Annotated in this window: 18 protein-coding genes; 5 read left to right on the forward strand and 13 right to left on the reverse strand. The window is 41.8% G+C overall.

Annotated elements, in window-relative coordinates:
* Nucleotides 1-9 precede the first annotated feature (9 nt).
* The 4 genes from FBB35_RS02160 to FBB35_RS02175 all read right to left on the reverse strand — a co-directional run bounded on the left by FBB35_RS02160 (nt 10) and on the right by FBB35_RS02175 (nt 4,752).
* Nucleotides 10-1,728, reverse strand: coding sequence for an NAD+ synthase (locus FBB35_RS02160; protein WP_174708280.1), 1,719 nt, complete (start codon nt 1,726-1,728; stop codon nt 10-12).
* A 236-nt stretch (nt 1,729-1,964) separates the two neighbouring features.
* Nucleotides 1,965-2,711, reverse strand: coding sequence for an NUDIX domain-containing protein (locus FBB35_RS02165; protein WP_174708281.1), 747 nt, complete (start codon nt 2,709-2,711; stop codon nt 1,965-1,967).
* Nucleotides 2,672-3,271: a nicotinate-nucleotide adenylyltransferase gene (locus FBB35_RS02170; RefSeq protein WP_174708282.1), complete on the reverse strand. Its 600-nt coding sequence runs from the start codon at nt 3,269-3,271 to the stop codon at nt 2,672-2,674. Before FBB35_RS02170 ends, FBB35_RS02165 begins: the two co-directional genes overlap by 40 nt.
* 65 nt (nt 3,272-3,336) lie before the next feature.
* Nucleotides 3,337-4,752 carry a nicotinate phosphoribosyltransferase gene (locus FBB35_RS02175; protein WP_174708283.1) on the reverse strand — a complete coding sequence of 472 codons (1,416 nt, stop codon included), beginning with the start codon at nt 4,750-4,752 and terminating at the stop codon, nt 3,337-3,339.
* Nucleotides 4,753-5,203: 451 nt separating this feature from the next.
* Here FBB35_RS02175 and FBB35_RS02180 point away from each other — a divergent pair, with 451 nt between their 5' ends.
* Nucleotides 5,204-5,356 carry a hypothetical protein gene (locus FBB35_RS02180; protein ID WP_174708284.1) on the forward strand — a complete coding sequence of 51 codons (153 nt, stop codon included), beginning with the start codon at nt 5,204-5,206 and terminating at the stop codon, nt 5,354-5,356.
* A 255-nt stretch (nt 5,357-5,611) separates the two neighbouring features.
* Here the strand turns inward: FBB35_RS02180 and FBB35_RS02185 are convergent, their stop codons facing one another.
* The 3 genes from FBB35_RS02185 to FBB35_RS02195 all read right to left on the reverse strand — a co-directional run bounded on the left by FBB35_RS02185 (nt 5,612) and on the right by FBB35_RS02195 (nt 9,419).
* Nucleotides 5,612-5,818: a BrnT family toxin gene (locus tag FBB35_RS02185; RefSeq protein WP_174708285.1), complete on the reverse strand. Its 207-nt coding sequence runs from the start codon at nt 5,816-5,818 to the stop codon at nt 5,612-5,614.
* A gap of 35 nt (nt 5,819-5,853) precedes the next feature.
* Nucleotides 5,854-7,566 carry a diflavin flavoprotein gene (locus FBB35_RS02190; protein ID WP_174708286.1) on the reverse strand — a complete coding sequence of 571 codons (1,713 nt, stop codon included), beginning with the start codon at nt 7,564-7,566 and terminating at the stop codon, nt 5,854-5,856.
* Between the two features lie 128 nt (nt 7,567-7,694).
* Nucleotides 7,695-9,419 (reverse strand): diflavin flavoprotein, encoded by a 1,725-nt coding sequence (locus FBB35_RS02195; RefSeq protein WP_174708287.1) that lies wholly within the window; start codon nt 9,417-9,419, stop codon nt 7,695-7,697.
* 110 nt (nt 9,420-9,529) lie between these two features.
* On the opposite strand from FBB35_RS02195, the gene FBB35_RS02200 reads away from it, so the two are divergent.
* Together FBB35_RS02200 and FBB35_RS02205 are read left to right on the forward strand one after the other, a co-directional pair.
* Entirely contained in the window at nt 9,530-10,342 is an 813-nt protein-coding gene (locus tag FBB35_RS02200) for a pantothenate kinase (protein WP_174708288.1), read from the forward strand.
* A gap of 223 nt (nt 10,343-10,565) precedes the next feature.
* Nucleotides 10,566-10,757, forward strand: coding sequence for a hypothetical protein (locus FBB35_RS02205; protein WP_174708289.1), 192 nt, complete (start codon nt 10,566-10,568; stop codon nt 10,755-10,757).
* Between the two features lie 83 nt (nt 10,758-10,840).
* Here FBB35_RS02205 and FBB35_RS02210 read toward each other — a convergent pair whose 3' ends face one another.
* Both FBB35_RS02210 and FBB35_RS02215 read right to left on the reverse strand, forming a co-directional pair.
* Nucleotides 10,841-11,683 carry an alpha/beta fold hydrolase gene (locus tag FBB35_RS02210; protein ID WP_174708290.1) on the reverse strand — a complete coding sequence of 281 codons (843 nt, stop codon included), beginning with the start codon at nt 11,681-11,683 and terminating at the stop codon, nt 10,841-10,843.
* Between the two features lie 223 nt (nt 11,684-11,906).
* Nucleotides 11,907-12,401, reverse strand: a complete 495-nt coding sequence (locus FBB35_RS02215; RefSeq protein WP_174708291.1) for an NUDIX hydrolase — start codon at nt 12,399-12,401, stop codon at nt 11,907-11,909.
* Nucleotides 12,402-12,809: 408 nt separating this feature from the next.
* Between FBB35_RS02215 and FBB35_RS02220 the strand changes: the two genes are divergently transcribed.
* The gene (locus FBB35_RS02220) at nt 12,810-13,415 is read left to right on the forward strand and encodes a PEP-CTERM sorting domain-containing protein (RefSeq protein ID WP_174708292.1); all 606 of its coding nucleotides are present in this window, start codon (nt 12,810-12,812) and stop codon (nt 13,413-13,415) included.
* 539 nt (nt 13,416-13,954) lie between these two features.
* Entirely contained in the window at nt 13,955-14,122 is a 168-nt protein-coding gene (locus FBB35_RS02225) for a hypothetical protein (protein WP_012412073.1), read from the forward strand.
* Between the two features lie 161 nt (nt 14,123-14,283).
* Here FBB35_RS02225 and argH read toward each other — a convergent pair whose 3' ends face one another.
* The 4 genes from argH to FBB35_RS02245 form a co-directional block, all read right to left on the reverse strand.
* Entirely contained in the window at nt 14,284-15,669 is a 1,386-nt protein-coding gene (argH, locus tag FBB35_RS02230; protein ID WP_174708293.1) for an argininosuccinate lyase, read from the reverse strand.
* A gap of 103 nt (nt 15,670-15,772) precedes the next feature.
* Nucleotides 15,773-15,979 (reverse strand): hypothetical protein, encoded by a 207-nt coding sequence (locus FBB35_RS02235; protein WP_174708294.1) that lies wholly within the window; start codon nt 15,977-15,979, stop codon nt 15,773-15,775.
* 106 nt (nt 15,980-16,085) lie between these two features.
* A complete protein-coding gene (gene larB / locus FBB35_RS02240; RefSeq protein WP_174708295.1) occupies nt 16,086-16,874 on the reverse strand; it encodes a nickel pincer cofactor biosynthesis protein LarB in 789 nt (262 codons plus the stop codon).
* Between the two features lie 72 nt (nt 16,875-16,946).
* Entirely contained in the window at nt 16,947-18,764 is a 1,818-nt protein-coding gene (locus FBB35_RS02245) for an ABC transporter substrate-binding protein (protein ID WP_174708296.1), read from the reverse strand.
* Nucleotides 18,765-18,777: the final 13 nt, after the last annotated feature.

The following is an 18,777-nucleotide window of genomic DNA, read 5'->3' on the forward strand; positions in this document are numbered from 1 at the left end:
TTTTGTCCATCACAACAAACTAAGGTTAGGTGTAGCTGTAGTTTTAGTTTGGTAAGCCTTTTTGACACCAACCCAGTTACTAGCAATTGGCATTCGCCAACCAGTTCCGAAGGCGCGATCGGTGATTTTCAATCCGGGGGGTGCTTGTCGCCGTTTAAATTCAGCCCGTGCCACCATTTGAATTACTCTATCTACAATCACCGGATCGTGACCGGCTGCAACAATTTGCACTGCTGATTGGTGGTTGTGAACCAGGCGTTGCAAAATATCGTCCAAAATTTCGTAAGGCGGGAGAGAGTCTTGATCCACTTGACCTGGTTTGAGTTCGGCGCTGGGTGCTTTAGTCAAAACGTTTTGCGGGATGATTTCATTATTGCGATTTAACCAATGACAAAGTGAATACACACGCGTTTTAGGAACATCTGCAATCACCGCTAACCCGCCATTCATATCGCCGTAAAGAGTACAGTAACCAACTGCCATTTCTGACTTGTTACCTGTAGATAAAAGCAGATAGCCAAATTTATTAGCGATCGCCATTAATAAATTACCCCGAATCCGAGATTGAATATTCTCCTCAGCTATTCCAAACTCAGTACCCGCAAACAAATCACCTAATGTTTGATCGAAGCCTTGCATTAAGTCGCCAATTGGTAAAAGATTAGTCTTAATCCCCAAATTTTCGGCTAATGCCAAAGCATCACTAATGGAATGTTCCGAACTATAAGGGGAAGGCATGAGAACACCCAAGACATTTTCTTTACCAAGTGCAGCCGTGGCGATCGCAGCTACTATTGCAGAGTCAATCCCGCCACTTAAACCCAAAACTACTTTAGAAAAGCGACACTTGCGGGCGTAATCTCGCACTCCCAAAACCAAAGCTTGCCAAATTTCTTCATCTTCTGATTCATAAACAGGTGCTACAGAACCCAATAGTAAATCGCTTTGTACCTCATCAAATTCGACCACCATTAAATCGGTATCAAAACCACGGGCGCGAGATATAATTTCACCTTGGCGATTTAAGGCAAAACTACACCCATCAAAAATTAAATCGTCATTTCCACCAACCTGATTAGCATAAATAATCGGTTGTTGAAAACGTACTGCACTATGACTGAGCATTGTTTCTCGAAGCTGCTGCTTGCCGACTGTGTAGGGTGAAGCAGACAAATTTACAATCAAATCTACACCCAGAATTGCTAAGTCAGCAATTGGATTTACCGCATAACTCCGTTTGCCCCAAAATTCCTCATCGTTCCATAAATCTTCGCAAATAGTTACGCCAATATCGATATTATCTAAAGTGAAATAATTAGCTTGCAAACCTGGTTCAAAATAGCGACGTTCATCAAATACATCGTAAGTAGGCAAAAGTCGCTTGTGAAAAACTTGCTTGACTGTGCCATTTTCTAACAAAGCCATGCTATTAAATAAGGTTTTACCGCCACTAATATGTGCATTGGGGTTCGGTTCAACAGTTCCTACCAACACAGCTAAATTTGGTGGTAAATCTTGAGCCAAGTTTTGTAAAGTGATGCCCATCGCCTTCACAAAACTAGGATTTAGTAATAAATCTCGTGGTGGATAACCACATAAAGAAAGTTCTGGTGTCAACAACAAACGCGCACCGTTAGATGCTGCACGTTGTGCCGCCTCCAGAATTTTTTGGGCATTTAAAAGCAAATCACCAATTGTCGGATTAATTTGAGCGATCGCAATTTTCATATTATTTAGTCATTAGTCATTAGTCATTTGTCATTTGTCATTTGTCAAGAGTCACTTATGACTTTTGACTTTGCAATACGGTTCGGTTAACGTTTTAATATTTTGAAGATCCCCCCAACCCCCTTAGAAAGAGAGGCTTATAACCGTCTTCTACCCCCTTTTTAAGGGAGTCGCCGCAGGCAGGGGGATCTTAACCGAAATGTATTGCAGGAATGTGGACTCTGTAAAGTAATTGCTTAAATAAACACCAAGGGTTTATCTTTTAAGGGAGCAAATGCTTCCGCGTCAAACTTATACAAACTAGCCGGACGACCAGCACCCCGTGATACCTTAATTCCGGTATCGCATAAAAAACCTAACTTGAGTAGACGCGCCCGAAAATTAGAATAATCGGAAAAGTTATCATCTAAAACTGTGGCGTATAACTGATATAAATCATTCAAGGTAAACATTTCTGGCAAGACTTCAAAAGCCACCGGGCTATACTCTAATTTATTTCGTAATCGCCTGTGTCCATAAGCCAGAATTTCATTATGGTCAAAAGCTAATTGCGGCACTTCTTTGACTGGATACCAAGCTATACCAGTCATGCGATCGGCAATTAATTCGGCTTCCTCAAATCGCACTAGGGCAAAGTAACTAACTGATAGATAACGCACACCATAACTATCAGTTGCTTCCCGTGGATCGCGATTTGGCCCGCCAAATGTATAGAGTTGTTCTAAGTAGAGATTGTTGACCTTAATTTTCTCCGCCATAATACGATAGGCGGCATCCTCTAAAGACTCTCCTGGACGTACTAAAGTACCGGGAAGACTCCAATGATTTAGAAATGGTTCTTGCTGTCGCATTACTAGTAGAACTAACAGCCGATTTTGCACAGTATCTACAGAAAAAATTACATTATCAACACCAACCTTGAAATCGGCCAAAGGTTGTTGGTTTAACGGAGTTGGTATCTTTTTTTGTGAACGTCCTGGCATTCGTACAAATGCTCTCGATTAATATAGGCAACTACAGGGGCGGTGAGGGCTTGAGAATCTCCATGTTCGCGGTAGGCTGTTGAGGAAACATCTAGACCGGTCAGACTAGCGATCGCAATTTTCCCTCCCAGCTTTTGCACTACCTCTGAACTAGATTCATCTATTGCATATCCGGGTCGCGGTACAATCAGTAGTTGCACTTGCTGTAACAAATCTTCAATGCGATACCAACGTGGTAGCTGACTCAGTAAATCTGAACCAATAATCAACGTCAATTCAGCGTCTTCACCCCAAGTAAGCTTGGCTTTTTCTACTGTTTCCAGTGTTCTGAAGCTACTTAATTCTTGTTCCAAAGCAATATTGTGCCTTGGCGCGTCTATATCCGCAATCAACAGTCGCAACATTGCCGCCCGATGTTCTAAGGGTGTTTGATGAGACTTAAACGGATTATCCGCCGCCCAAACCGCTACCCAATCATAACGCTCAGACAACCAACTCAGAATTTTTTGATGTCCCGCAGTTGGTGGATCGGCACTAGTACCAAACAAAGCAACTCTCATAGTAATTCGTAATTCGTAATTCGTAATTCGTAGTTCGTAATTAAGACATACCGAAAGAGTAATTATTACCTCTGTGTACTCAGCGCTTCTGCGGTTCGTTTCTTAGTCTCTTCAGTCAACACCCGTAACCCCTCAGAAATCTCCACTTCTACAGCCACAGGATGATCCAAAAGCCGTGCCTGTTGTGGCAAACTGGCAACTGAGGCTGCGGTACGTTGACGAATTGTTGCCAAAGACTCTAACGGTTGCAACCGTTGACCTTCCTGTACTACCAACTGCAACAAAGGCTCTTCTTCCAAAGCAATTTCACCTAAAAGTCCCAACCTATCTGCTTTTACCCTACCTCCGGTAAACGAACGAAAAATCTGCTTGCGCCCTGGATAAGTAACTTTACCACTCGACTGCTTCATCACTGGGATGCCATCAATGTCTACAAGTTTATAGACTCCATTTACAGGCGAACCTGTAACTAATCTGGTTCCCAATCCATAACCATCAATTTGCGCCCCAGCAGCTTTTAACCTGGCAATTTCCCACTCATCCAAGTCGCCACTGGCAAAAATTGGCACACCGGGAAGGAGCGATCGCACCTGTTTTGATAAGGTAACTAAATCTCCTGAGTCCAATCTCACTCCTGTCAATTGCATTTCCCCGGAATTTACTTTTTCAGCCAAACGCTGGGCAGCAGCAAGGGTATCGTAGGTATCAATCAGCAATGGCGCACCCGGAAAATATCGATGAAATGCACTAAAAGCTTGTTCTTCAGTGCCTTCTATTGCTGACAGCGCCATCACCAAGGCGTGTGCCATCGTACCACTAGGCTTTTCTCCCAGTTGTAGCGCTGCTAACACATTGGAGGTTGAATCTAGCCCACCTGCCAACGCCGCCCGCGCCGCCCACAAAGACCCCTGCGGACTAAATGCTCGTCTTGTGCCAAATTCTAAAAGTGTTGCTGATTCTCCCGCTACATCCCGCAACCGTGCTGCTTTTGTGGCAATCAAAGTCTGGTAATTAATCGTATTCAGAAGGTAAGTTTCCACTAGTTGCGCTTGCCAAAGTGGTGCTTCCACCCGCAACAGTGGTTGATTGGCAAATACGGCTGTCCCTTCTGGTACTGCCCAAACATCACCAGTAAATTTACCCTCAGCTAAAAGTGACCAAAAGCGATCGCCTGCATGAGCAAAAATTCCCGTTGCTTGTAACGCTGCAATTTGCGAGGCACTAAAGCGGATTTTGGCTAAATATTCCAATGCTTGCGTTAGCCCCATTGCAATTAAATAACCAAAACCTTCTGGCAATCTTCTGACAGACAATTCAAAGCTTGCCCGTCGTTGTTCTATACCTTCGCCTGTGTAACAAGCTGCCATCGTCAATTGGTAAAGATCGGTCAGCAAGCTGTAGTCATCAGCCGAGAGGTTTAGTTCCTGATTCTGCTGGCTTTGCTGTTTATATACATAGTCCAAATCTGGCAAAGTTGTCATGCAAGAGATTCCTTACAAGCTGCTTCTTTTATTTATGGTAATATTTACCATAAATAATGTCAACTACCGTTAAGGATATTTCCTGAGATTGCTATGTAACAGTAGATTCATAGGTAAATTTATACTAACTTTATAAAATACTTAATATTTTTTAATAGTAAAAGCTAGCAATAATGTTAATGGATAAGGCAACTAATGAAAGGAAAAATATCTTTTCAAAGAAAGTTTGTTTTGCTTCGCTCTTTTTCCGACTAGGGTTGGAGAAACAGCTATGTTACAATTAGAATCGGAGAGAAAAAGTTGACTTTTTAACAAGCTAAAGTATTGCAAAGTTATCTGAATAAATATTGCACATATTCTCAATATATTGAGAAGTAGAGCCAGCTAAGAATATTGGTATTAGAGTATAGGTAGCACAATTAAAGCGACTCAAAATAAGGAGTCCAATATTATGGCTATTTCCAAAATCCTTGGTAATATAACTCGGTATATTTCTGAAGCAGCAATGCGGATTTTTGGCCCTACGGATGATGCTTATCCTGCTACTGGGGTACAACCTTTTACAGGTGAGCCTTACGATAAGCGTAAAGATGATAATTCGTAGGTAGTGATATAGCATTTGAAAAATATTTATGAACAAAAAGATCCCCGACTTCTTGAAGAAGTCGGGGATCTGAAGAATTTTGCGATTGTTCAAAAGGTGTTTCGTTCATAATCTTCACGTTCCTTTCGAGTAGCTAGACGGGCGCTGATGATACGGATAAGCTGTTAAGCAAATAAGATTGCACATTGAGACCGCAGGGGGGCAGGGAGCAAGGGAGAGGGTTTGCAGATTTTATTACTATGAAAATAGTGCAATTTAAAGGACTATTAGCTTAGTATTGGAACGCTCAGTGAAACAAATCAACAGCAAGAGATTTTGTTGAGAGTGACCAATAATGATTTCTTGCTGCTCATCTATAGAGTGCGCTTCATCATCAAAGATCACTGCCAGAGAATTGCCGAAGACAGTTTTGGCTTCTTCAAAGCTGACACCGTGCTTCTTCAAATCCCACTCGAACTCCATGACTAGATCGTATCCGATTAGCTATGCAAAGTTGATTAATAATGAGTTGCCGACTTACGATGATGCACGGCTGTAACACCATCATTATCTAACAATTTGCCATTCTCGACGGTTGCATAAACTAGCCAGTGGTCGCCAGATTCCATACGGTTTTGTACAGAACATTCCAGATATGCCAAGGCATCTGTAAGTATGGGAGAACCGTTTTCAGCTTCTTGGGAGGCGACATCAGCAAATCGATCTTGTCCTGGGCCAAAAGGTTTGAGGAAGTGCTTCATCAACCCCAAATGATTCCCTTCTTTAAGAATATTGAGGACAAATTTGTTTCCTGTATGGGTCAGTGTTTCTACTGCCCGTTCTTTAGCGACGGCTATGGTTAAACCAGGCGGATTAAAGCTAGCTTGAGCTACCCAAGAGGCTAACATGGCACTGGAGCGATCGCCTTCTTTGGCAGTCAAAACGCACAAAGAACCAACAATACGACCAACTGCTTGTTCTACAGTAGTAGCAGGAAGACTCTGCGATCGCACTTTTCTAGCTTTCTTCAGTGCTTGGGCAAAGTCGGTTCCAGCTTCTTCACATAACTGTAAGGTGGCATCGTCAGGTTTGAATTTCACGCGGATGGTGTCAAAACCAAACCGATAGCCAGCATCTTTTAATTTACCTTCAATTAAATCAACTGCTTCCCCACTCCAGCCAAAGGAACCAAAAACACCAGCGAGTTTATTATTAGTCGCGGTGGATAGCACAATTCCTAAAGCTGTTTGCACAGGTGTCGGTGCATGACCGCCGAGAGTTGGAGAACCCATGATGAAACCACCGGCTTTTTCTACAGCCGCCCGAATTTCTTCTGGTTCAGTAAATTCGCAGTTAATCGATTCTACAGCCACACCAGCTTTGGTGATGCCACGAGCGATCGCTTGGGCTAAGGTTGCTGTATTTCCATAAGCTGATGCATAAATTAACGCCACTGTCAAGTCAGCAGAAGTTTGCTGTTGACTCCATTCTCGATAAGATTTAGTCAGTTCGATTAAGCCATAGCGCACCAAAGGGCCGTGTCCAGTGGCATACATTCTCACGGGAAAATCGGCTAGTTTTTCCAGCGCTGTTTCTACTTGACGGGCGTGGGGAGCCATGAGGCAATCAAAATAATAGCGCCGATCTTCGTTATATACTTCCCAGCCTTCATCAAATACCTGATCTCCGCAAACGTGCGCCCCAAATAACTTATCTGTGTAGAGAATTTCTGTTTGCGGATCGTAGGTGCAGAGTTGATCTGCATAGCGAGGATTCGGGGTGGGAATAAATTGTAAATTATGCCCGTTACCCAAATCTAGAGTTTCTTCGCCCCGCATAACCAGAATTTGCAAATCTGGATTTTCCAGCGCCCCACGCAAATTTATCGCCCCTGGATTAGAACAAACAAATGTGATTTGTGGAGCAATTTCCAACAAAGCTTTTAAAGTTGCAGCCCTGTTAGGATTTATGTGTCCCAAAATTACATAATCTAAATCTTCGAGATGGAAACGCTGCTGCAAGGCTTCTAAATAAATTTCTGTAAACGTTTCCCCTGGAGGATCAATAATGGCAGTTTTATCGCTTTCAATTAAATAAGAATTAGCAGTTGTACCCTTGGCAAGAGCATATTCAATTTCAAATCTGAGCCTTGACCAACTGCGCGATCGCAATATTCTTGTATCTGTAGCTATGGGATAAACTTGAACATCACGAGGTTTATTTTTTGACATGGCTTTATTGGGTATTGGTGATTGGGGATTGGGTACTGGGTATTGGGTATTGGATATTGGGTATTTGGATAACTTTTTCCCAGTTCCTAGTCCCCAGTCCCTAGTCCCCAGTCCCCAGTCCCCAATCCCTAATAGTGATTTCCGACTTTGCGGTGATGCACAGCAGTTAAAGCATCGGGTTTAGAAACTCTTCCAGCATAGACGGTACTGTATACTGCCCAATGGTCGCCGCAATCCATTCTACTGACGACTTCGCACTCCATGTAGGCGAGGGCATCGTTGAGGATGGGCGCACCATTTTCGGCTGGCTGGGTTCTCACTCCTTGAAAGCGATCAGCACCAGGGCCGAATCGTTTCAAAAAGTGCTTCATGAGGGGTTGGAAATTGCCTTCTTCTAAAACGTTGAGAACAAAGCGATCGCCTACTTGCATGAGTGATTCAATTGCCCGATCTTTGGCTACTGCAATGGAAAATCCCAAGGGTTTGAAGCTGGCTTGAGCAACCCACGAGGCTAACATAGCACTGGATACATCACCTTTTTTGGCAGTGATAATATATAATCCGCCACTGAGTCTACCGAGTGCTTTATCTAAGTCAGCACCAAGAGATTTCATCGCTTTGATGCTGCGATCGCGTGTTACCCATTGAGCTAAGTCTGTACCCGCTTCTTCACACAACTTGTAGGTATTTTCTGTAGGCGCTTCTTTAATCCGAATGGCTGGAAAAACTGTTATTAAACCTAAATTACGGAATTTACTCAGCAAAGGATCTATCGGCTCATCATCGCCACCGCCACTTTCAAACACGCCGATGGCTTGCTTTTCTTTGGCAGATCCTAAAACTGTGCTGAGTGCAGATTGGATGCTCGCAGCACCAGAAGCCGGAGGTAGACCAACAATTAGCCCTGCACAACGGCTAACCAGTTCCCGCAGTTCTTGTAAATCGACTTCAGAACCCAAATCGACAATTTCCACGGCGACACCGGTTTTACCGATACCGTTAGCAATTGCTTGGGCGAGGCGATCGCTATATCCATATTCAGAAACGTAAAATATTCCAACTATCGTTTCTGGCTTGGCTTGGGTTTGACTCCAAGTGCGGTAACGTCCAACTAGTTCCTCAACATTGTGAGATAGTAATGGGCCGTGTCCTGTGGCAATCATATCGATGGTTTTCAGTTCTCCCATCCGCTTCAGGGCAGATAAAACTGACCGGGCATTTGGCCCCATCAAGCAATCGTAGTAGTAGTGAAAGTCTTCTTCGATCGCTGCCAAGTCTTCATCAAAGGTGCTATCTGAGCAATAGTGCAGTCCAAAAGCATCGCAGGTGTAGAGAGTTTTGGTTTTGTGGTCGAAGCTGAAAATAGTATCCGGCCAATGTAAATTTGGAGCAATCACGAATTCAAATTCATGACCATTGCCCAAATCTAAGCGATCGCCATTTTTCACAATCCGCCGCTTGAATGGCTGATGTACGAAATCCTCAAGAAACTGAATCGCCACCTTAGAACCGACAACGGTAATTTCTGGAGCCATAAGCAGCAAATCTTTAACTAAACCGCTATGGTCTGGCTCAGTGTGGCTGATAATTAGATAATCAATATCTGTTGGGTTGATTAGTCCGGTGAGCGTATCAAAATATAGCTGACGAAACTTTTCATGGGAGGTATCAACTAAAGCAGTCTGCCCCCCACGGATGAGAAACGAGTTATAAGTAGTGCCGTTTTGCAAACCAAACTCAATATCGAAGCGATCGCGATCCCAGTCTAAAGAGCGAATTGCCGTCGTCTCTTGAGCGATTTCCACAGTCTGTATGGTGAGCCGTTTTTCAGTTTTTTCGGTGAGCGCTACCATAACTCCCTCCTTGACACAATGAGTATTTGTTCCTCTTCTTTATATTGTGACACGTGATGAATGTTAATTTTTATTAAAAAATCTATGTCTGACTTAAAAAAGTTAAAAGTGTGAAACCGCAGAAGTACAGAGAGGAAATTTGGCTAGCGTTGGAAATTGGGAACTCTCGGCTGCATTGGGCGTTGTTTATTGGCGAGACGCTTTACTCAGCTTGGGATACTGACTATCTTCCTGAGTCTGCTATACGACAGTTGGCTGAATGTCAAACCCTGAATGATTTACTGGAGAATATTTTTCCAGAAGGTGAATCTCTCACAAATACTCTGCCCCTTTGCCCTCTTTTCGTCGCCTCCGTAGTTCCCAGCCAAACTGCTATTTGGCAAACTTACCCAAATACTCATCTTATTACATTAGACCAAGTACCACTAAAGGGTGTTTATCCCACACTAGGAATTGACCGCGCTTTAGCTTTGTGGGGGGCAGGGAAAACGTGGAGTTTTCCAATGTTGGTAATTGATGCTGGGACAGCGCTAACTTTTACGGCTGCGGATGCTAATGAGTGTCTAGTTGGAGGTGCAATTTTGCCGGGTTTAGGTTTACAACTTACATCTCTCGGTCAAAAAACCGGACAATTACCATTAGTAGAAATGCGAGATTTTGCGTCTCTACCACCGCGTTTTGCTCTCAATACTACAGAAGCAATTCAAAGTGGAGTGCTTTATACAATATTAGCTGGAATCAAAGATTTTATTGAAGAATGGATGCAATTATTTCCTGATGGCAAAATTGCGATTAAAGGCGGCGATCGCACTTTATTATTAAACTATATGCAAGTCTTATATCCTGAAATTACGGCACGTTTAATTGTAGAATCCAATTTAATTTTTTGGGGAATGCGGGAAATAGTAATAGGAAATAGGTAATATAGCAATCCGATTTGAATTTTGAAAAAATCAAAATCTAAGTATATGTAGGTGAGTTGCGTTTTGGTAACGCACTCTACGTGTATTTTAAAAATCAAATATGAGTCCTATAGTAATCTGGATTTTTACGGCTACTCTCAAAACGAATGCAAGGAAGGAAAACAGAGCTAGGTAATGATGGCATAGAATGGAGATATAAATTCCTCTCTGGTAATGAAATAATATGCCTAAAACATCACATTTCGATGGGATTATGCAACAACTAAATGCCCTTTCTTTGGCAGAATTGCTAGCAATAAGGGCAAGAGTCGATACCTTGATTGAGGGTCAATCTTTGCCATTGAGTAAAGGTCAAAGACGTTTATTTCGTTCTGAGAACACTTCTATCACTCAAAGAGTTTTGATCGGGTTATAGTTGTGACAACAAACTTGAAACACATATCACGCTTTGAGAGTGAAGGAATATTTGTAGTGGATTGGCAGCAAACTCTTAATGAGCTAGTTTAATTCGTTTAACTTATAGCTTTTTAAGATACCTTCGATAAACTCCCGAATCTCAAGTGCTACAACCCCAGCACAAGATTCCGGTAAATCATTTCTGGCATGGGAAATCATTTTCAACTCAACTTTCGGCATCAGTTGAGCATAAACCCGACTCTTGGCTAAAGCATTTGGTGTATCTTGGCCACCTTGTAAAATAAAACCCGGCACATCTATCATATAAAGCCGCTTTTGCAGTAATTCCGCTTCAATTTCTATTTGTCGCCGTTTGAAAAGTAACTGGCAACCTCTGGGATAAGGCAATAGCGACTGACGTAACTGCAAGTCTTGGGCAATTTTCTCATGCCAACCCAAGATTTTAGTTAAGGGAATTAGCGATCGCAACAATTTAACTATTAGTGGTGGATAATTCAATAGTCGCCGCATCTTTCGGCAATACTCTTCAAGTCCAGCTATCTCTACACCCTCTGGTGCAACCAGTACCAAACCATCGATTTTATCAGGATACTTTAAAGCATAGCTAGCAGCAATCCAACCCCCAAGAGAATGTCCTACTAAATATACTTTTTCTAGCTTGACAGCTTGCAGAAATTCAGCTAAACACTCTACTTGTAAATCTATCGAATGGTGGATATTAGGATTCTCTGACTCACCAAACCCTAACAAATCAGGTGCAAAGCAATGGAAATCTTGTGCAAGGGACTCCATCACAGATAACCACTGACTGCTTTCATTCCAAGTACCATGTAAAAAAATTATAGGAGTTTTTTCACCAATTTCACGCCAGAATACCAGCCCTTGAGAGAGCTTTATCCGGGAGTTACGGAATAGTGTATTCATTTTAATTTAGTAGTTAACTTTTAGCACCATAATAAATAGTCATTTGTCATTAGTCATTTGTCATTAGTTTTGGGCAAATTATAAACAGAGAAGTCTGAACCGTTAGCGTAGCGTCTCGTAAAGCCTGCGGCATAGCCACTCTTAAGGCGCAGCCTCTCGTAGAAAAGCTTCCTTAAATCAGAACTTTGGCGGCAAATGACCAATGACTAATAACAAAATATTATTATGCCAGTGTTGTCAAGCCATTTAAGTAGTCTTGCAACTGCCGAGTATGGTCGTGAGACATCTGTCCTGAAGGTAGCAAATTTGGAGAGAAAGCTTGGATTTCCATAACTTCCAAAGTATCTTGAATCTCCATTGTCCCATGCACCTCGGCTTCAACCACAATACAAATTGAATGGATTCTGGGATCACGGTCTGGTGCAGAGTAAACTCCTACCAAACGATTAATTTTCACCAATTCTAGCCCCGTTTCCTCAATCAATTCCCGGCGGACTGTGTTGGGAATATCCTCTCCCCAATCCACAATGCCTCCAGGCAATGCCCAAAGACCATCATCACGCCGCCGGATCAGTACTATCCGACCATCAGGTAAAATTGGGATGATACTAGTGCCAGTAATGGGATGACGAAATATAATACCCAATACTGTTTGTCCAATACGCCATAAGCTACGTGTGGACTGGACAGCTGCCGGAAAAAAAGCAATAACGTTCAATCTTCAAAATTTCTATGTTGTATTCTATATTTCTCTACCACTTACATAAACTCAACTCATAAAATTTCATCGAGTTTTGTTTTATACAAAAATGTTTGTGGTTTGAGATTTTATTCTCACGATTTACGTAGAATATCATTAATCTTAACATTAACTTTCAATAGAAGCACTGTATTTATATATACATACCATTTGTTAAGTTAGAAAATTTTTCAGTTTATAAATAACATTACCTTTGCTCAAACCAGCTATCATTAATATTTTTTCAAGACACTTTCAAAAAATTAATCTGAATAAGTATGTCTAAATTCTGAATTCTGAACAGGCAATTAAGCTTAATATACGAAAATCCTTTACAAAAACTGCGATCGCCTTTGGTGTGCTAAAAGCGATCGCACAAACAACCCGATGAAAAATCTAGCTCTACTATCTGCCATAGCCCTTACCACCACATCTGGATTGGTTTTCGGTACAATGCAAACCGCCTCTGCTTTAGCTTGGAATTGGAATTATTCTGGTACTGGTATAGAGGCGATTGGTACTTTTACAACTGATAATACCCCTGACGATCTGGGTTTTTATCAGATTTTAGGAATTACGGGTACACGAAATGGTGAAACGATTACTGGTCTGCAACCTGTAGGCACTCCAATACCAGGAAACGAACCTTTTAATGTTGACAATTTAATTAGTCTTAATAATCAGCAGTTAACAGTTGATGGTTTTGGTTATTCTACATCGGCGGGAAACTATTCTAATCCATTTTTCGCTAGTTTTTTGCCAACGCCAAGTTATTTAGAAGTTTTTTCTGTTCCACCACTGACACCAGGTTTTGGAAATTTAGGGACGGAAGATAGTCAGTTACCCATCAGTTTTTCTGCAAGCATAATCGCCGTACCTGAACCCACCTCAATCCTTAGCTTATTTGCCCTCGCCACTTTTGGTTTCCCTTCAACACTCAAACGTAATAAGCCATCCAAATTAAATGAAAAGAAGCTTGAAAAAGTTTCCTAAAACCATCAATAAAGGGCTTTGTTGCACTAAGTGGGAACAACGCTCAATTTTGCTTGTATTTATTGCACTTTGAATTGAATGAAGTTGAAAACAATGTATTCGGTTGAGGTCTAGCGAATACTGAATTTTATTAGTAAGATATCTTTCAATACTGCTTCGTTAATGGGAAAAGGGGAAAGAAAAAACCTTAAACTTAAGCACAGTAATCTCTTCCCTAAGCCAAATTTCTAGTGTAAAATTTTTTACTGCGAGCAGTATTGGAATAGCTTCTTCATAGGTTTGTTCCAAAAACAACAACTAGCTAGCTAATTTACATATCTGATGTATTTGAATCTAAGAAAAGGTATTTTTCGTCTAGCTGGTAGGGATAATTTTAAATTGTTATTGACAAAATAAGGTAAAACGCGGTAGACTAGTACACTGTTTAAAGCGTATTGATTGCTGCACTAGGCTACAAGTATATCAATAATATTGGTAGCTAATATTGCCTACGTGATGCCTAGTTGCTACTCTTTTGTTGTTTATTTAATGAGGTGAACATGGCCAAGCGCCGTAACCCGAAAAAAGAAAAGGCGCTACGGAACCAGGCGTATGCCAGAAAGTTTCGTAAACGAACTACGACAGGAAGAATGCAGAGAAGGTTCCAACAAAGACCACCCAAGAGTGAAGAAGAAGAAGGCGCAGCAACAGCAGCTGACACTGACTAAGCTGTCTGCTTAAATCCTTTTTATTTAGATTATTTATCTTTTAGGGCGTACAAATGTACGCCTTTATTTATTTTTGGGAATTGGGAATTGAGTATAGTTATTCTCCTTGTCCCCCTTGTCCCCCTCCCTGCCCCCTGCCCCCTGCCCCATTCCCCATTCCTCTATTGATCAATTTGAGCGCGGGCGGCTATGAGTGCTTTGCTAACCTGTACAAAGCCAGTACCACCGTGACTGTTGCGGGCTGCCACTACTTGACGAGGGGATATTGCCTCATAAATATCTGCTGCAAATGCCGGATGTAGTTGTTGCCACTCTTCCAATTCCAAATCTTTCAGGAGTTTACCTGCGGCAATACTAGTTTTTACCACTTTACCCACGAGGTTGTAAGCTTCCCGGAAAGGAACGCCCCGTGCTGCTAGATAATCTGCGACATCGGTAGCGTTAGAAAAATCTTCGGTTACAGCTTCTGCTAAACGCTGGGTACGAAATTCTAAACCTTCCCTGAGCAAAATTGTCATTGCTTCTAGAGATGCTTTGACTGTGTTAACGCTATCAAATATACCTTCTTTATCTTCTTGCAGGTCTTTGTTATATGCCAGAGGTAGCCCTTTCATAATCACCAGCATTGCCTGGAGATGACCAAATACACGCCCCGTTTTCCCCCGCACGAGTTCTGGTACATCGGGGTTTTTCTTTTGGGGCATGATACTGGAACCTGTAGCACAGCTATCTTTGAGGGTGACAAAACGGAATTCTTCAGATGACCAAAGAATGACTTCTTCTGCAAGACGGCTGAGGTGAACCATAATCAAGCTAGCAGCACACAAGAATTCGATCGCAAAATCGCGATCGCTGACTCCATCGAGGCTGTTAGCATAAATATCATCAAAATCCAATAATTTAGCTGTGTAGTGGCGATCGATGGGGAAAGTCGTTCCCGCTAAAGCACCGCACCCCAAGGGTGAGATATTGACGCGGCGAGAAACATCTCCTAAGCGTTCCCAGTCGCGTTGCGCCATTTGAAAGTATGCCAAGAGGTGGTGAGCTAAACTTACTGGTTGGGCGCGTTGTAGGTGAGTATAGCCTGGGATCAAGGTTTCAACGTGTTTTTCCGCTATATCTAGTAGAACACCTTGGAATTCTCGCAATTCACTTTTGATTTGCTGGATTTGGTCGCGCAGATAGAGTCTAGTATCAGTACCAACTTGGTCATTCCGCGATCGCGCCGTATGCAGTTTTTTACCGACATCACCGACAATTTCTGTCAGTCGTTTTTCAACTGCAAAATGTACATCTTCTGCATCAACACCAGGTTGAAATTTACCTTGGCGGTACTCTTGGCGAATTTGTTCTAAACCTGTAACCAGTTGCTCACCTTCTTTTGAGGAGATAATGCCCGTGTGAGCTAGCATTTTGGCATGGGCTTGAGAACCAGTCAGATCGTATTCTATTAATTCAATATCAAAACCTATACTGGCATTAAAACGAGCGATCGCTGGATGCAACGCTGATTCAAACCTCTGGCTCCAAGTTTGTTCTTTGGTCATAAATATCAAGAGAGTTGGGGAGAGTTAAGAGTTAAGAGTGAGGAGTTATGAGTTTCTGACTCTTAACTTCTCACTCCTCACTTTCAACTCCTAACTTTTAAATTTAACCGTAGCTAGTTAAATTCCGAATCATATAGCCAATAACTAAACCAATCAACAATGCCCACACTTGACCTGTTTGTATAAAGTGGCTCCAAGATTTTTGAACCTGACCCATCAGGTCTGGGTCGGTAATTGTTTGTGCTAAGGCTGTCCAATTTATAGGCAAATGCCAAAGTAGCTGAGATGTCAAATCGCTGAGATGGCTCATATTTAGTGATTAAGAGGTTGAGGGTGGCAAATTTCAGATCAGTTTATTTTTCAGATAAATTACTGATAACGTACTGAAATATTGGGTGTAACTTTAAAGTCTTAACTCAAGATTCAGCCGATGCCAACCGCAATTTCTCGGCAGTTCGCAAAATTTGCCCCGCTAAAACTGCTGCACCAAAACCATTATCGATATTTACTACACCTACTCCCGCAGCACAAGAGTTAAGCATTGTCAATAAAGGTGCTAAACCGCCAAAACTTGCGCCATAGCCAATGCTGGTGGGTACGGCAATTACAGGACAACTTGCTAAACCAGCGACAACGCTGGGTAAAGCGCCTTCCATTCCTGCCACGACAATCAACACCGATGCTGACTCAATCAGGTGGCGGTTACTTAATAAACGGTGAATTCCGGCAACGCCAACATCCCAGAGGCGCTGTACCCGAAAACCAGAAAGTTCAGCAGTGATAGCCGCTTCTTCAGCAACAGCTAAATCGGCAGTACCAGCAGAAAGAATGCCGATTTCACCCCTGAATTGTGGTTCGATGGTAGGGGGAGCGATCGCACAAATTCGCGCCGAATCGTAATATCGCAAGCCGCTAACTTTGGATTGCAGTACGGCATAAACTGCTGGTTCAATGCGAGTCGCCATCACTACTGGGTTGCGGAGGCGCATTACCTCCATAATTTGAGCAATTTGATCTGGCGTTTTACCAGGGCCCCAAATTACCTCTGGGAAACCAGTTCTTAGCTGGCGATGATGGTCAATTTTGGCAAATTCACCCACAGACTCATAAGTTAAGTCTTTGAGTGAGTCGAATGCCGTATCTGGCGTAACTTTACCATTGGCAACCGCTTCGAGGAGCGATCGCAAAGTTTCATTTTGAGACACTGGTCAGTTGTTTTGATTTTATAAATGTTGCCAAACGTGCCACCAAGGGCGGAGATTACAGTACTTTAAACTCTATTCTGTTACTTTCAGTTCATATTTGTTCCACATCGTTCCTTTTTGGGAACCAAGTGCAGAGAATTTGACGTTTTGGATGCGATCGCGCACTGCAACTAAAGATAAAGGATTCACTAAATAAATATAAGGCAAATATTCTTGAGAAAGGCGTTGCGTTTGGGCATAAATTTCTTTCCGCTTGACTTCATCTAACTCTCGCGCTGCTTGAATGTAAAGACGACCAATTTCCGCCTCCCAATCTGCAACTTGCCAACCAATAAGTGGTTCTTGCCCTGCTTGAAGTTTCTGATTGAAGGTGTGTAATCCGCCTTCCGGCAACCAAACATTAGCCCCATCATTTGGTTCAATCCCTCCAATAAAGCCTAAGATATAGCATTCCCAATCGAGTGAATTAGAAAGCTTGTCTGTAAGGGTATTGAAAGCAATTGGATTAAAATCAACTTGAATACCAATTTTATTCAAATCTTGCTTAATTTGCGCTCCCATTAACACACGAGTTTTATTTTCAGCATTCGTTAATAAACTAAAGCGTACATGATTACCATTAGCATCTAGTAACTGTTTATTAGGATTATATTTAAAACCTGCACTTAATAGTAATTTTTTAGCTTTTTCTTGATTATATTCATAAACCTTAAGACCTTTTTCTGGAGGAAAATAGTAAGGACTCTGAATTTCTATCGGTGAATTTTGCAACACACCAATTCCCCGAAAAACATTATTTAACATTGTTTGACGGTCGATTGCATAAGCAACTGCTTGTCTAAAAGCAAGGGTATTAAACCAACGGGATTTAATTGGATCAATTACAGACTTTCCATTTTGCCGCCGACCTTTGTTGAGATTAAATGAAATATAAGTATTGCTAAATTCCGGCCCGCCATTATAGATAGTAAACTTTCCCCGCTTTTCTTCGCCCTTCAGTAGTGAAAAGTTTTCAGGAGATACAGTAACTGTATCTAATCCTCCAGAGCGAAACTGAAGAATGATTGTATCTGTAGATTCAACAATTTGCCAAACAATGCGTTCAACATAAGGTAACTGATTACCTTGGCTATCTTTGCGCCAGTAATAAGGATTGCGCCGAAATACTACACGCTGACTAGGAGTATAACTTTCTATTTTATAAGAACCATTGACAATAATTTTACTGGGATCTGTATCTGTTCCCCAAGTAGATAAAAACTTAGGATTACCTTTAGCATCTTTAGATTTCAATGATTCAGATAAAGCATGTTTTGGCAAAATTCCAACTGAATTTGTTGATGCTCCTGTAGTAGTAGAAATGAAAGGAGCAAAAGGTTCGGGTAAAATAAATTCAATTTGGCGATCGCCTATTTTTCTAACTTTAGGAAAACTAGCACTAGAACCAATTTTAAGACTATCTTTCCAATCGGTAGGAATCTGTGGATTGAAAATTACATCCTCATAAGTGAAGATGACATCATCTACAGTAAGTGGTTCGCCATCTGACCATTTTAAGTTTTCTCGCAGAGTAAAAGTAACTCGCTTTTTATCGTCAGAAATATCCCACGATTCAGCTAAAGCTGGCTCAATTTTGCCTGTAATACCATTGAGGGTAGTTAGTCCTTCACTCGTGAATAGAAAAACATGAGGATATTCCTGATTGAAGGCATAGTTAAAAGTTTTCGGGTCGCCGATAGTGCTTGTAACCCATTGCGATACTTGCGCCGCCTTACTCTTAAAATTAATTGGGTTGCAACTGATAAGAGCTATCTGACAAATCAAAAATAGACTGAATATTACTAAAACCGCAGACCTACGACGGCAGTCAGGCAAGAGGGCAAAAATCATAGAACTGAAAGAC

The sequence above is a fragment of the Nostoc sp. TCL240-02 genome (assembly GCF_013343235.1).
GTDB lineage: Bacteria > Cyanobacteriota > Cyanobacteriia > Cyanobacteriales > Nostocaceae > Nostoc.